Below are 13,431 nucleotides of genomic sequence, written 5' to 3' on the forward strand. Positions count from 1 at the left end.
GTCGCTGTGATCGAGAATCTTGCAATCGGATTTCGGACCGAAGATCGGGTGCGGCTCCGGCATCCGTAGGCCCCGCCCGATGATCTGCACGAACAGCATTTCGGATTGCGTGGGCCGAGCCAGAACGATGCAGCGCACGTCCAGATCCACACCGGTCGTCAGGCAGCCGACGCTGGCAATGACCCGCACCTCGCCGGCCGTGAAACGCCGGAACAGGGTCTCGCGCTCATCAGGCTTCGTGTAGGCGTCGATGTAGCCGCAGGAGATGCCGGCGCCCTCGAACTCGGTCTGCAAGCGCTTGGCGTGAGCACGATCGACGGCGAATACGAAGGTCGGGCGGTTCTCCCCCTGCTGGCGCCACGTCGTCACCACGTCGGCCACCAGTTCGGGCTTGTTCATCGCCTTGCTGAGGTCGCCCTCGTGGTAGTCGCCGGCCACGGTGCGGACGCCGGCCAGATCGGGGTGCGAGGGCGCGTAGAGGCGTTCCCGCGCATGCGCGAGATCAGCCTCCGCCGCCGCGATCTCAGATTCGAGATCAGATCGACCAAGAGCCCGAGCAGCCGCCAGCGTCGTCTCAAGCTCATGCACTTCACTCCGAACGGCTTGGACGCGTGCCTCAATCAGATGGTCCAGCCACCGGCCCAGGCTCTCCCGGACACGGTGACGAGCAGACCAGAATACCCCGCGGGGAATGCCGTGCCGCCGCTCCAGAGCCGCACGGGCGATGGTGCGGGAGGCGCCCGAGGAGGCCTCCCGATCCTCCAGCCATTGCGCGAGATCGCGGGCTAGGACAGCTCGATTGCTCAGGGCGGCATTCACGATCGTCATCCGCTGCAAGAGATTTTTGCCAGACACGCAAAGCCTCCCATGGTCGAAACAGATCGACCACGACGACGGGAGACCAGCAGGTGAGGCACGAAACGGGTGGTCACGAGGAAACGGGAGCCGACGGCCGCGATGCTCTGGCAGGAACGGGCGGTCGTCGGTTCACCGATGGGGACACCAGCATAGGCCGGAGGGAACAGGGCGGACGTGCCGGTCATGCCGAAACCTCTTCCGCACGGACAGGACGCTTCACCGGCTCCAGATCGACGGCACGCACGGCACCAGCCGTCACCGCCTCGATCCGAGCCGCGACACGGATGGACGGCCCACGCGTCCGGAACCGGAGCTTGCGCACGCCCTCGGCCGAGATCTCGCCGATGCGCCCGGCCATCTCGGCGTCCGACAGGCCCTCGCGAGTCATCCAGTCCTTGAGCCACATGGCGGCGTCACCTCCGCCCGACGGCGCGGCGCCGGGGCTGAAGCCGCTCGGCGAAGCGCTGGCGATCATGATGGTGGATCTGGTGGGCGTGATGCCGGGCCTGGACCGCGACGCGGTGCTGGAACGGCTGGCGAACCGCCTCGACGAGCACGGACGCACGCCGGGCGGGACCGAGGCGGCGATGCTGCTCGGCACGGTCGGCCGGGCCTTGATCCGCCTGGGCGCTTGAGGGGTGGGCGAGATGTCGGAGAATGACGAGATGTTCGTGGTCGAACTGGAGAGCGTCGACCGCGAGTTGGAGGTCGACGGCAACGGCGCGATCGAGACCTTCGAGGTGCGCTTCAACTGCGCCCGGCCGAACTGCTCCCTGGAGGTGCACGTCACCTTCGACGTGAAGGATGTGACGACGCTGGAGGTCGTGCCGCGCGCGATGGCGGAGATGCGTCGGGCATTCGCTGCACTGGCTGAGCAGAGCGCGGGCTGGGGTGGGAGCACGCCTGCCGCGTGAACCTGCGGTCAAATCTCCGTAATCGGAGGGATGGAAGCGGGGAACATTCTCGACTCCAAAGGCGCTCTTGCTACCATGAGTTTCACTCAGGGTATTGGAAGCGACCATGCGTGACGAGGAGACTTTGACGTCGCAGGTACTTGCCTTGGAAATCGTAGTTGTAACGCTCGTCGAAGCTCTTGATGAATTCAATAAAATCCCAAAAGCTGAGGTTGCAGAACGGATTTTGCTGCTCTCGACAAGGCTGCGAGCCTCAAGCAACCTCGAACTGACGCAGAAGGTAGGTGCAGAGATGGTGCGTATCGCAGACAGCGTGCGCCACCGAATCGGAGCAGCGGCAAGCGAAGGCTGACAGACATCCGGGCAGCGCGGGACGTGCGGCGAACCCGCATCCCTACGGAAGGCTGGCCTGGGTTCGGTGGAGCTGAGGGGAACCGTACCACCAGCGCGAGCCCTCGGAGGTTCGACGCTCCCCCTCTCCGCCAAAGAGGACCGGAGGAACCTCTCCGTGGGTTCGAATGACACCCCTTCCGCTAGCGGCGAGGAGGAAGCCGGCACCCTGCGGCGCGTCATGGAAGATGAAGCGCTCATGCAGCGCTCCGAGGCTCGGAGACCGTAGAAGCGCAGGGCACACGCTTCCTCGCCCAATCGCTCAGCCCTACGGAGCCGGAGGTGACTTCGTGGATGCGGATGGCCGTCTCGATCGAGGGGCCGCGCTCGCCGTATTTGAGCTTGCGGATGCAGTGCTGGGCGATCCCACCGACGCGCAGTGCCATGGTCACGTCGTCCAGCCGCTCGGCGCGCATGTAATCGATGAGCTTCATAGGTCGCCATCTTTCCCCTAAAGGGAAACATAGTCAACCCCAGAAAGGGACAGGACAAGCGGGCTCGATCCGGGGCATCTCTCCCCTCATGGGGAACGCCCTTCGAGAACTCAGGCTTGAGCGCGGCTGGACGCACGAGGAGGCGGCCGCCGCAATGGGTGTGTCGCGCGGGCAGTTCATCAAGCTTGAGCGTGGCGAGCGCGGCCTGACCGAGCGAACCATCGCGTTGGCTGCCAGGGCGTTCGCGGTGTTGCCCAGCCGTGTCATCGGCGAGGGGGCCAGCACTGACCGTGAGAGGCAAACACCTGCCTCGCCGCTTCCGCAGCCGAACGTGGCCATCCCCGATCAGGCTGAAGCGGTAAACCCGAGCGTCTTCAGGGGGCCGCCGGATGTTCCGGTCTACGGCACCGGCTCGGGCGGCGACGGCGGCGACTTCAGCTTCAACGGCCAAGTCATCGACCATGTGCCGCGGCCACCCGGCATTGCCAACCGCAAGGACGTCTACGTCGTCTATCTCGTCGGAGACAGCGTCGCGCCAGCCTACGAGGATGGCAGCCCGATCTACGTTGACCCTCACCGCCGGCCGGCGCCGCGCGATTACGTCGTGGTCGAGCTACGGGGCGAGCGTGACGGCGAGCCGGGACCGGCCTTCGTGAAGCGCCTTGTCAGCCGTGGCGGCGGCCAGCTCCGGCTGGAGCAACACAGCCCGCCGAAGCAACTAGATCCGATCAACGAGAATAATGTTGTCCGGGTGCATCGAATTATACCATGGCCTGAACTTATAGGTATCTGACGATTATGAGCGAAGATGACAACCAAAATAGAGCATCCCAAGATTCAAGATACAACTTGACCGTCGAAGAACTATCCAAGATGGAAGAGCTCGAAGTCACGTTAACAGTTAAGGACGTTCTGCTTTTAGCAAGATCTATATACAACGCACAAACGTCCATTATGGCAGCCGTGAATGCAGCAATGGCACATGGCGATCAGGAGCATCTACTAAAGCACGTAACCGTCGCCCACAAGTATATAGACGTATCAATACGGGCATCGAACGAATTTATATACAGCATTGCCGACAAGGTGAAGAATAATGATCGATGAAACCGTAGTGGACAGATCGCTCGAATTTGCTACCTTGCGTGATCATGTTCGCCGGGGCAAGCACATCTTAGAAGTTGAAACTGCGAAGGCCGACAGTCGCATGGCTACGGATAGGGAATACACTGACCTAAAGCTCGAGGCTGCGGAGGCGCGCGGGGAGGCTCGTTTCATCGAATTAAATGGCAAACTTGACAGAATTATAGATAGTCTCAGCGCTACGGCTAATAGTCTTTCAACAGCCCGGGAAGAGGCGCGAGCCCTACGAGATGAAGTTCGCCAAGACTATCGATCAACTAGAACAACAATAATTGTTACTGTATTTTCGACTGCCATTGCGTTAGCGGCTCTGCTGATGGCGATAGTTACATACGGGGATGCAATTTTCGGCCGTGGTATGTCAGTACGAGATGTTGTTTCGTCTGTTGTCAAAGAGCAGGCTGAAAAAAACTCGCCGCCAAAATCATCACCCCCGCAATAGGAAAGGCAGCCCCGCATACTGCTTTAAAGCAGCAAAAACTGCGAAAATATCTGCCCACTTTCTACTAAATCATAGGCCAGTGGGTCTAGAGTGCATGCATGGAACTATGACAGCACGGAGCCTGCGCCGTCACAGTGGGGACAATCGAGCCTCGCAGCGTCGGTCACCGACGTCGCGCTTGGAATGACCGTCTCTCATGAAGGGGCTTGTTCCGACGTGAAGTCAGTCAAAAATAGCTCTATTTACCTTAGAAGACGCTCGGAGTCTGTACGGTTCAGTCCGACAAAGACAGGCCCATCAGCCGTTTCTATTTCGACAAGTCCAACACGCACTTCTTCGCTTATAACTTCAAATTTCCAATTGGCACCGATGTGAGTAGGACCGGAGCGGACATACCCAGCTATTGCCGGCATACTCTTTTCCATTTGTGCTGCCTCCCGACCAGATTGAACGACCTATATATTACGAAACATTGCCCCTAGCTCCGCCATCTATCGTTGTTTGTGGTCCTCATCCCGCAACGCCGCACGAAGTTTATTCTTCACTTCGTCTGCCGCATCTGGATTGTCCAAGATGTTTTGTATAATAGTCGCATAGTGTGCGATATTAGTCTTAAGCCGCTCCGACTGGGCATGATAAGCTTTTGATTCTTCTTCAACAGCTTTTTTCCAATTTTCAAATTTTTCTGTTGGCACTTCTCCTTCTGAAAAAGCCAGGATTAGTTCGTTCGCAGCCAATGAAACTGCGTATGAAGCATCATACAATAACCCCTTTTGTATTAACTGCCGTATCGCTTCAGCTCGTGACTTAAGGCGGCTGGCAAACATCCATTCGTCGACTGCCCGGACCTCGGACGGAGCCATCATTATAGGTATGCGCTGGTCTTTGAGTTCATCAGACATAGCTGGACCATACCTATCTGGCACAACCGGCACAAGACGGCTTGACAGCGTCAATGCATTGTGTGCCTGATGCCCAAGTGGCACAAGTTGACCAACAGGCACCACGAAAGTTGCTGCGATAGAGTGTCTTCGAAGAGCGATCTAACGGCACGCTGCCGACGCCGCCGTTTTCCGTCACACCAAGGTAGCTCATCATCAGAGGTATGCGCCCGATCCTCATGGTCGCAAACGTGCACAAGCGCCGCGAACGGCTTGCCCGCCTCAGCGCTGATACGCAGACTTGCAGCTAGTGGAGAGAATGCCCTGTGAGATCGGACCACATCAACTGAGGGCAGGTCCAGAAACGATAGGGGATCGATAGAAAAGCCTTGGCGAGAACCCTTTGATTATTCGCCGGCGGCGGGGCCCAAACCGCCAAGTGAGATGCCCCGCCGCCACTTGAACGAGGCCGCCTTTGCCGGACGGCCTCAAAATCCACGGCTAATGAGGAGCCGCAGATGCAAGAACGTATCACACTCCACCATTCTCCTGCGACTCTCAGCGCGATGCCGCTGATGATGTCGAGCCGGGAGATTGCGGACCGCACTCGTAAGCGGCATGCGGATGTAATGAGAGACATTCGCAATATGCTGGAACAGCTTGGGGTAGACGAGCGCAGTTTTGCGTCGGTCTACCGAGCAGGCAACGGTGAGAGCCGACCCTGCTTCGACCTTCCCAAGCGCGAGTGCCTGGTCCTCGTCTCGGGCTACAGCGTCGAGCTTCGCGCCGCGATCATCGACCGCTGGCAGGAGTTGGAGGCGCGCGAGACTCAGCCCCGGTTCGTCCTCGACCCATCCGACCCGAAGGTGATGCTCGCGGTCTTCGACCATCTCCAGAAGCAGGTCGCGGAGAAGGACGAGATCATCGCCACGCAGGGCGTGCAGGTGAAGAAGCTGGAGCGCCTGGAGGGCGCCAAGGGCTCCATGTGCATCACGGACGCCGCCAAGACCCTCGGCTCCGGCCGAGACGCCCTCTTCGCCCGGATGCAGGCCGGACGCTGGATCTTCAAGCGGGCCGGCAACAAGAACTGGCTCGCCTACGACGACAAGCGCCGCTCCGGCTACTTGGAGCACGACGACCACCTCTACACCGACAACGAGGGCCGGGAGCGCGTCGCCACGCGGGTGCTTGTCACGGCAAAGGGGCTGGTGAAACTCGCCGAGGTTCTGAACCAGCCACTGCACCGAGCGTCCGATAAGCAGTCTGCTGCTCTCGTCCAGTGCTGATCTGAGCAGCCTCGCTGCGGAGGGCCGGCTAGCAGATTCCTTTGCGACAGTCTGGGTGAAAATTACCCCAAACTTGGGGGCGATTTACCCAGACTGTCGCAGGCGAACAGGGCATCATCCCGACGGTAACGCCAAGAACTTAGCAGCTTCCGCGCGGTCCGATTCGCCGTTGGAGGAGACTGGCACGACCCCGAGCCCGGTGATGAGACTGCCTGTCATCTCGGGTGAGATTGAACCTTTTCCGGATGAGATTGCACCGGCAGCCGAACGTACAAGAGAGCAGTCCGGCGCGTATCACGCCGGTTTGAGCCCCCAAGATCGAAGGACCGATCCCGATGGCTTCCGCCAGCGATTGCACCCGTATGCCTTCTGCAGGAGGCCCCGTCACCCGCGCCATCGCTGCGGTCCGGGGGAAGAGCTACGACGACACGATCGAGCGTATGCTGACGGACGGCGATGCCACCCGGCAGGACCTGAGCGCGCTCAGCATCGGCGGCCTTCACAGTCTGTTCCAGGCGCACGAAGCCGCCTCGCTCGCCTTCACGCACAAGGCCAACGCGCCGTGCGCCGGGTCCGACGCATTGTCGTCGAACCTCCTAGATGAGATCGCCGACCATCATTATCGCGGCCAGGAAGCGGTCATCGCCGAGATCGAGCAGCGCCGGCCAGACGACAGCCTCGACCGAGCGATCCGCTTCAAGCTGCTCGGTGCTTGGTATGCGGGTTGCGAGGATTGGGGCGCCGTCGCACGCCTCGCCACCGAAGCCGGCGCTACCACGCGGTCGGATGCTCAAGGGGCGTGACGAGCCCGTTGGCGGCCCGTCTCCTGTGGACAGGTGCGAGGCCGTCCTGCATAATATTTCCCCGATAGGGGTTGACGCGAATGCCCCTTTTGGGGGAACATCGTCGTCGCGATAAAAAGCGACACGAAGTGGCCCCCGCCGGTCTGGACCACCAGCGGAGGCCTGTAGCCCCACCTCACACATCGGATGAATGCCATGCTGCAGGACCAGTCCCGCAATCGCACCCCCATGCCTAGCGCGCAACCGGTGGAATGCGCTCCAGGGGGCATCCGGTCATGATCACGTCACCGGCGAGGAGAGCCCCCGAGTTCGAGCGTCGCAGCGACAACGTCCGCTTCGAACGGGCCATCAACCGAATGCTGGCGCCCGCGGACCAACCCTGCAGCCCGGCCTTGGTGATCCTTAGGCCGAAGGCGATCTTCCGCGTCGTGCTCGCTGGCCTTGGCTTCGAATACACGCGCTCGCTGATCGGCCACGTGCACGTCGATGATGGCCCTTCGGTCGAGCGTTGCGGCCCCTTCGAGACGGAGCGCGCTGCGCACGCGCTGGCGAAACGTGCCGCGGCTCGCTTCGCCGTCGAGAACCCGCAGTTCGTCGTTGGCGTGATCGGCCTCGCAACGGAGGCGCGCCGCGAGCCGGCCTCACACCGGTTCAGGTCCGAGGATACTTCCTCATGGCAACCCGCCGAACTCCCCACCTGCATCACGTGTGGGAAGCCAACGCGGTTTTGGTATGGAAGGCCTCAACGCTACTGCCCGCGGTCAGGGCCCCGGAATCCCTGCGTTGAAGCAGAGAAGGCCCGCAGGGATAGGGAAGACCCTGCACGAAAGGCTGCCTCGGCAAAGAAATCCCGCGACCGCTACGCAAGGCTCATGGCCACGCCGGAGGGTCGCGCCTTTCTCCGCGACAAAGACCAGCGACGCTATTCCCGGATCAAGGCGGCGAGGGCTTCACAGAGGCCTGTGGAACCTCTGCCGACCGGATCGGTGCTCGCCACCGCCTCGCCGCGCAGTGACGGCTACGAACTGTTTTCGCGGATCTACGCCGCCGTGCCCTCCAACATGCCCCATGCCCTGCGGATGGAGATCATCAGCGAAACCGCTCTGATGGTCTTGGAAGGCTCGGAGATAAAGGTAGCGGTTGCCGAGGCATCCAAGAATGTCCGCCGGGATGGCAGTCGTCTTCGCTATGCGAAGTCGATCGACGACTGCTTCTGGCTCGCAGACGAATCCCAATCCATGTCGGAGATGCTGTGATGAAGCGCGCCGTCGTTGCTCTTGATCTGCCCGGCGTCTCGCCTGGGCTGCCTCCAACCGCCAAGCCGGAGATCGTCTGGGTGAAACCGGGCGAACTGCTGATCGATGCGACCTACCAGCGCGACCTGTCGGAGCAGTCGATCCGATTGATCCGCCGGATCGTCGAGGGATGGGACTGGCGGCGGTTCAAGCCGCCGGTGACGGCACGGACCGAGCAGGGGCTGGAGGTCATTGACGGCCAGCATACGGCCATCGCTGCGCAGACCCATGGCTGTATCGGGGAGATCCCGGTCGTGGTCGTCCAGGCCGAGGAGCAGGTCGACCGAGCCCAAGCCTTCATCGGCCACAACCGCGATCGTCTCGGCATCACTGCGGTGCAGATGCACGCAGCTGCGGTCGCGGCCGGTGACGAGGACGCCCTGCGCGTGGCCCGGATCTGTGAGGCCGCCGATGTGACGGTCCTGCGGATCCCGCCGGCCGGGGGGGTCTACAAGCTCCGCACGACGATCGCCGTGGCGGCGGTTCGCGCGCTCGTGGCGGCGGAAGAGGAAGCCAACGCTACGTGGATCCTACGGTCCCTCGCCGATGCGAACCTTGCGCCGGTCACGGCCGCGCACATCCGGGCGCTTCAACATCTGGTCACTGCGGAGGAGTTCGCCGAGGTCGATCGGGATGCCTTGGTTCGGGCGATCCAGCTCGCGCCGGGCAAGCTCGCGGAACAAGAGGCGAAAGAACACGCGGCCGTGCACCGTGTGCCGGTGTGGCGTGGGCTGGCTGCTGTCTGGTTCAAGGCCGCACGCAAGCTCGGGCGCCGCGCGATGCCCCGCGCTGAGGAGCCTGCGAAGATGCCCGCTACCGGTCTCGTTGACGTGCCTGCGTGGGTTCCTGACGAACTCGTCGAGCAGTTCTGCAACATCGCGGCGGCCGAGGGCGAGGAGATCGCCGCTGCCAAGGTGCGGAAGCTGAAGCGTGAGGGGCAGCCGGTATGATGGCCGTACTCACTGAGCGCCCGATCCGCGGCGTCAACGTCGTCATCCTCTCCGATGGGAGGGAGGTTCATATCGACGACGTCACCACGGCCGCCGAGGGCCAAACGATCCTCGACGACCTCGACGGCGCGATCCTCGGCATCGAGGACCAGCTCGCCTTCGACGACGGCCGCAACGGTCCGCTCTGGCGCAAGCGAGCCGAGACAGCCCTTAAGAAGAAGCGCAGGCAGCGTCCGGGCTTGCAGCGGCGTATCGGCGACCTTCGGCGAGCCGAGAAGTGAGCGACGCAGCCCGAACCCGTCACCTCGCACAAGGATGCCAAGCGAAAGGCCTTCGTCGACGCGGCCGAAGAGGTGCTGCCGCCCGAGGTCTTCACGGAGGTGTGGACGCGCGCCGCTGAGCGAGAGCCTTCCGCATTCGCCGGTGCGGACGGGAAAGCGTCATGGCCGGCACCGTAGACTCGCTCGGCCGCGTCTGGTCGCACGACGCTTTGGACCGGCTCCTGGCTGATCCAGAGGTGCAACGCGTCGTCCAAGCCGCGAGAGCCATCCTCTATCCAGCACCTGGGCGGTTCGGTCAGCGGTCCTTCAAGGCTTGGGCAAAACGGGAGGGGCGCTCAAAGCCTGGCATCGCCCTGCTGTTCCTGCTCTGCCTGCGCTCGAAACAGTGGGACCACCTCGGAGGCCGGCCATGAACACCGAGCCGGACCCGGTCTTCGCCGCGATAGCCGCGGCGGATGAGGCTCAGCGCGAACACCTCGCCGCCCTCGACGGCCTGGATGAGGACAGCGACGCGCAGATGCGCCGAGCCAATGCTGCGGCCGATGCGGAGACGAAGGCATTCGAGCAACTGACGCAGGTCATGCCGACGACGCAGGCCGGCCTGCGGGCACTGGTCGAACGCTATGCCGTCGAGGCCGAGGAGACCGAACGCTGGTCTGTAGGGGGCAGCTACCTACGCCACATCGCCCGAGTGCTAGCATGTGAATCGACATGCCCTTTTCGGCCCGTTGAAAGGCAATTTTGCGAGTTTCGGCAGGAGCTTGTCAGAGCGATTCCGAATCCGGTCGGAGGGCCGTCATGACGATCCCTTCGATCTCCGACGTCGTCGCGGCTTGGCACGGTCTCCCGCCCGCGAAGCGCGACCTTATCGGCAACATGGTCGTCGACATGGTGCTGCAGGGCTTCATCTCGGGCGAGGCCTACATTGTCGGCGGCCAGCCCGAGGATCTGGCCGTGCTCGACGAGGACGTTCGGGGCAACGCGAAGTACGCCGAGGACGAACTGCTGACGGCCCTGACGCAGGTCGTAGAGGCCGCGCTGCCGGATCTCTTCGGTGCCCCCGGGGAGAACCCGATGTGGTGCGAGAACCCTGGGGCGCGGCCGGCGAGCGGGGAGGGAAATGCGGCGTGAGACGCGGCGGCGAGCCAGTCACGCCTGAGCGCATCGAGCGCGCCCTTCGCCTCGTGGCCTACCTCGTCGCGCGGGACGACGAGGGAGAGGTTTACCTGCCGATCCTCGACCGACTGGAGGAGGAGCTTGCTGAGTATCACCGCCGCGAGCGTCCGCGGGATCGGGCGCGGAAGCTTCTTTCAGCCTTCACTTCGGAGACTAGACGGGCTCTGGCGCGCTAGTGATTGTTGTTCCGATGATTGCAGATGACGTTTTGCTACGCAATCTATGAGGGGCGGTTTAGTTCCACAACCGTCGCCTCTTGCGGATTTCAATTACCAGGCGGGACTTATCCTAAATTATGAAGTCATTGTGGATTGTTGGGGAGGCTCTTGCCAAGTTCAAACTTTGCGCCGCAGGATCTGGACTCGACTCCCATTTGAAATGAGAAAAATGCCTGGCAGAATTCCAGTGTTCCATCGTTTTGATTGAGCTGCCAGAAGGCCGAAACGTAGTTCTGTACGTATCTCCCTTCGGCTGGAACTCCAACAACTTGAATTTTATCTGATGCGGGTATGCCCGATTTCAGAGGTATATATCTGCAATCAATTGACGGTGGGTAAGGATCATCATGCGGGCCCAATTTAAAGTGGGCTGAACATTTGAAAATTTTATCTTCTTGTCTGTCAATAATATAAGACATATAATTTTGCGTGTCGTGATTGGGTGTAGGAGCAAATGCTCGATTTACTATAACGATCTCGTATTTTTCGGCGGCCAGGACATTGGTTGTGCCGCAGAGCATGGCGGCCAAAAATGCTGCTCTCACTGACGCCATTGTTGCCTCCAAAGATATTTTGTCATGACCTCAGTTTGATTCTTGAGGCGGGTATAAAATAGCACACTCGCTGGCTGAAATCACTTCATGCGAATGCTCAGACGCCGAGGCGCTGCTCAAAAATGGCATCATTATATCTGCCAGACTACATTCAACGACTTCAAGCTATCCCATGCAGACGTTGCGGGCAAAATGCGCGAGCGGTAGACAGCTAGATTGCCAGCGGCGGAGTGAAAGCGATCCGCTGAAGCCATTCGAGCTTCTGCTTCAGGCTCGGGCCGACGCCGTAGCGCGGGCGGTGGTACTTATGGCCCATCAGCGCCGCAGCAACCTTGTCCGGCGCCTCCACTGCGGTGAGCCGGTCCTCGAAGGTATGGCGGAACGAGTAGAGCGTCTGCCCCTCCACGGGGAATAGTCCGCGCCCACGCAGCAGCTTGTTCACGTTCGCCGAGAGTGACGCCGCCTTGTCGCGGTAGCGAGGGAAGCCGCCGGGGCTTGCCTGGGCCGCCATCAGCGATACGCCGACAAGCGGGATCTCGCGCTCCGATTGATCGGTCTTCATCCGCCGGCCGTCCGGGCGCACCATGACGTGCGGCACCTCCGCGTCGAGCCGAATCGTCTCGGCCGTGAGGTTGCAGGCTTCCGAGAGCCGCAGGCCGGTCTCGACGAGCAGGTAGACCACCATGCGGGCCTCGTCGTTCAAGCCATTGAGCGCGCCGTCAGCCAGATACTTCGCCTGGACGAAGGCAGCGTCGAAGGCGACGCGCTGGCCGTTCTTCCCGCCCTTAATGCGCATTTCCGAGAATACCGATTCGAGCCCGAGCCGGCGGGCGCGCTCGATCGTGCGGAACATGGTCGCGAGATGCCCAAAGTCCTTGTTAGCCGTGTCCGGATCCATCTCCTCGTCGAGGACGCGGCCCTGCCACCAGTCGCGAAAATCCAGGGCCTTGTTCCGGGTCACGCGGGTCAGCTCCATGTCGCCGACCTGCGCGATGAAGTTCGCTACCGCCCGCTTCTTCGGGTTGGCCCACTTCCGTTTTTGATCTGGCGACAGGTCGCGCAACTCGGCGGCGCTCAGCCGCTCGAACTCGCCGAATAGGTCGGACACCATCAGCTTCGGCGGCGCGATACCGCCCAGGACCGCGGCCTCCGCCACGCGATCGTCGGCTTTGCCGGGCTCGGCCAGCGCCTCGATGCGCCCTAGGATCTCATCCATCGGCAGGCGCGCCACCTCGGCCGCGCCCAGGTACTCGAAGCCCATGCGGCGGGCCATGATCCGCGCCTGATCGTAGCGGGCCTGCGCATCGGCCTTCTGCCCGCCGAGACTGGCACGCCAGAATGTCTCAAGCTCGTCGTTGATTTTCTGCGCGGCCCGGCGGGCGCGGACCTTTCGCGGGTCGTCGACGACACGGATCTTGGTGGACTGCCGGATGACGCCGCGCGGATCGACCTCGGCGAACGCGGCCGGCACGCGCCGGGCGTAGTGCCAGATGCCCTGTCGCGCTGTGAGAAAATCGGGGGAGGGGGGTCGCCGGGTGCTGTCGCCCACGGAATCGGCCTATGTTGGACGAAACGTTGGACGATTTCGTGCCCTGATGGGGCACGCTTTGTCAAGAAACGACCACTAAGTTGTTGTTATTGCTGAGGTATATGATTTTTCAGGTGGCGGAGGGAGCGGGATTCGAACCCGCGATACCGTTTCCGGTATACACACTTTCCAGGCGTGCGCCTTCAACCACTCGGCCACCCCTCCGGAACCGACCGGGGACCGACGCGCGCTCGGCGCGGGCGGTGGTCTCTTGCGGC

At 61.9% G+C, this 13,431-nt stretch carries 20 protein-coding genes and 1 tRNA gene; 14 read left to right on the plus strand and 7 right to left on the minus strand.

The window, feature by feature from the left end; all coding sequences use genetic code 11:
- Together FHU13_RS28425 and FHU13_RS20190 are read right to left on the minus strand one after the other, a co-directional pair.
- Window positions 1–855: helicase-related protein (locus FHU13_RS28425; protein ID WP_183437636.1), on the minus strand; the 855-nt coding region annotated here is incomplete at its 3' end.
- 184 nt (window positions 856–1,039) lie between these two features.
- Window positions 1,040–1,264: a hypothetical protein gene (locus FHU13_RS20190; RefSeq protein ID WP_015857488.1), complete on the minus strand. Its 225-nt coding sequence runs from the start codon at window positions 1,262–1,264 to the stop codon at window positions 1,040–1,042.
- Here FHU13_RS20190 and FHU13_RS20195 point away from each other — a divergent pair.
- From FHU13_RS20195 to FHU13_RS20205, 3 genes are all read left to right on the plus strand, one after another.
- A complete protein-coding gene (locus FHU13_RS20195; protein WP_183437805.1) occupies window positions 1,263–1,493 on the plus strand; it encodes a hypothetical protein in 231 nt (76 codons plus the stop codon). The genes FHU13_RS20190 and FHU13_RS20195 overlap by 2 nt on opposite strands.
- Window positions 1,494–1,505: 12 nt before the next feature.
- Window positions 1,506–1,772 carry a hypothetical protein gene (locus FHU13_RS20200; protein WP_183437637.1) on the plus strand — a complete coding sequence of 89 codons (267 nt, stop codon included), beginning with the start codon at window positions 1,506–1,508 and terminating at the stop codon, window positions 1,770–1,772.
- A 106-nt stretch (window positions 1,773–1,878) separates the two neighbouring features.
- Window positions 1,879–2,124 (plus strand): hypothetical protein, encoded by a 246-nt coding sequence (locus tag FHU13_RS20205; protein ID WP_183437638.1) that lies wholly within the window; start codon window positions 1,879–1,881, stop codon window positions 2,122–2,124.
- Between the two features lie 235 nt (window positions 2,125–2,359).
- On the opposite strand, the gene FHU13_RS20210 is transcribed toward FHU13_RS20205, so the two are convergent.
- A complete protein-coding gene (locus FHU13_RS20210; protein WP_183437639.1) occupies window positions 2,360–2,596 on the minus strand; it encodes a hypothetical protein in 237 nt (78 codons plus the stop codon).
- 88 nt (window positions 2,597–2,684) lie between these two features.
- On the opposite strand from FHU13_RS20210, the gene FHU13_RS20215 reads away from it, so the two are divergent.
- From FHU13_RS20215 to FHU13_RS20225, 3 genes are read left to right on the plus strand one after another with little or no spacing between them, the layout of a single operon-like run.
- Complete coding sequence (locus FHU13_RS20215) at window positions 2,685–3,389, plus strand: LexA family transcriptional regulator (protein WP_246714769.1); 705 nt, start codon at window positions 2,685–2,687, stop codon at window positions 3,387–3,389.
- A gap of 5 nt (window positions 3,390–3,394) precedes the next feature.
- A complete protein-coding gene (locus FHU13_RS20220; RefSeq protein WP_183437640.1) occupies window positions 3,395–3,703 on the plus strand; it encodes a hypothetical protein in 309 nt (102 codons plus the stop codon).
- Window positions 3,693–4,181, plus strand: coding sequence for a hypothetical protein (locus FHU13_RS20225; protein ID WP_183437641.1), 489 nt, complete (start codon window positions 3,693–3,695; stop codon window positions 4,179–4,181). Before FHU13_RS20220 ends, FHU13_RS20225 begins: the two co-directional genes overlap by 11 nt.
- Before the next feature lie 491 nt (window positions 4,182–4,672).
- Here the strand turns inward: FHU13_RS20225 and FHU13_RS20230 are convergent, their stop codons facing one another.
- Window positions 4,673–5,083: a hypothetical protein gene (locus tag FHU13_RS20230; RefSeq protein ID WP_183437642.1), complete on the minus strand. Its 411-nt coding sequence runs from the start codon at window positions 5,081–5,083 to the stop codon at window positions 4,673–4,675.
- Between the two features lie 557 nt (window positions 5,084–5,640).
- Between FHU13_RS20230 and FHU13_RS20235 the strand changes: the two genes are divergently transcribed.
- From FHU13_RS20235 to FHU13_RS20270, 8 genes are all read left to right on the plus strand, one after another.
- The gene (locus FHU13_RS20235; protein ID WP_281411644.1) at window positions 5,641–6,348 is read left to right on the plus strand and encodes a phage regulatory protein/antirepressor Ant; all 708 of its coding nucleotides are present in this window, start codon (window positions 5,641–5,643) and stop codon (window positions 6,346–6,348) included.
- 362 nt (window positions 6,349–6,710) lie between these two features.
- The gene (locus FHU13_RS20240) at window positions 6,711–7,151 is read left to right on the plus strand and encodes a hypothetical protein (RefSeq protein WP_183437644.1); all 441 of its coding nucleotides are present in this window, start codon (window positions 6,711–6,713) and stop codon (window positions 7,149–7,151) included.
- 275 nt (window positions 7,152–7,426) lie between these two features.
- Window positions 7,427–8,407: a hypothetical protein gene (locus FHU13_RS20245; RefSeq protein WP_183437645.1), complete on the plus strand. Its 981-nt coding sequence runs from the start codon at window positions 7,427–7,429 to the stop codon at window positions 8,405–8,407.
- Window positions 8,407–9,396, plus strand: coding sequence for a DUF6551 family protein (locus tag FHU13_RS20250; RefSeq protein ID WP_183437646.1), 990 nt, complete (start codon window positions 8,407–8,409; stop codon window positions 9,394–9,396). The genes FHU13_RS20245 and FHU13_RS20250 overlap by 1 nt, the downstream gene beginning before the upstream one ends.
- Window positions 9,396–9,677 carry a hypothetical protein gene (locus FHU13_RS27910; protein ID WP_246714771.1) on the plus strand — a complete coding sequence of 94 codons (282 nt, stop codon included), beginning with the start codon at window positions 9,396–9,398 and terminating at the stop codon, window positions 9,675–9,677. Before FHU13_RS20250 ends, FHU13_RS27910 begins: the two co-directional genes overlap by 1 nt.
- A gap of 409 nt (window positions 9,678–10,086) precedes the next feature.
- Complete coding sequence (locus tag FHU13_RS20260) at window positions 10,087–10,479, plus strand: hypothetical protein (RefSeq protein WP_183437647.1); 393 nt, start codon at window positions 10,087–10,089, stop codon at window positions 10,477–10,479.
- Window positions 10,476–10,808 (plus strand): hypothetical protein, encoded by a 333-nt coding sequence (locus tag FHU13_RS20265; RefSeq protein ID WP_183437648.1) that lies wholly within the window; start codon window positions 10,476–10,478, stop codon window positions 10,806–10,808. The genes FHU13_RS20260 and FHU13_RS20265 overlap by 4 nt, the downstream gene beginning before the upstream one ends.
- Complete coding sequence (locus FHU13_RS20270) at window positions 10,805–11,029, plus strand: hypothetical protein (RefSeq protein ID WP_183437649.1); 225 nt, start codon at window positions 10,805–10,807, stop codon at window positions 11,027–11,029. Before FHU13_RS20265 ends, FHU13_RS20270 begins: the two co-directional genes overlap by 4 nt.
- 125 nt (window positions 11,030–11,154) lie before the next feature.
- Here the strand turns inward: FHU13_RS20270 and FHU13_RS20275 are convergent, their stop codons facing one another.
- The 3 genes from FHU13_RS20275 to FHU13_RS20285 all read right to left on the minus strand — a co-directional run bounded on the left by FHU13_RS20275 (window position 11,155) and on the right by FHU13_RS20285 (window position 13,378).
- Window positions 11,155–11,625, minus strand: a complete 471-nt coding sequence (locus FHU13_RS20275; protein WP_183437650.1) for a hypothetical protein — start codon at window positions 11,623–11,625, stop codon at window positions 11,155–11,157.
- A gap of 211 nt (window positions 11,626–11,836) precedes the next feature.
- Window positions 11,837–13,174: a tyrosine-type recombinase/integrase gene (locus FHU13_RS20280; protein ID WP_183437651.1), complete on the minus strand. Its 1,338-nt coding sequence runs from the start codon at window positions 13,172–13,174 to the stop codon at window positions 11,837–11,839.
- A gap of 114 nt (window positions 13,175–13,288) precedes the next feature.
- Window positions 13,289–13,378 (minus strand) — tRNA-Ser (locus FHU13_RS20285).
- Window positions 13,379–13,431 lie beyond the last annotated feature (53 nt).

The organism is Methylobacterium sp. R2-1 (assembly GCF_014191355.1).
In the GTDB taxonomy this organism is placed as follows: Bacteria; Pseudomonadota; Alphaproteobacteria; order Rhizobiales; family Beijerinckiaceae; genus Methylobacterium.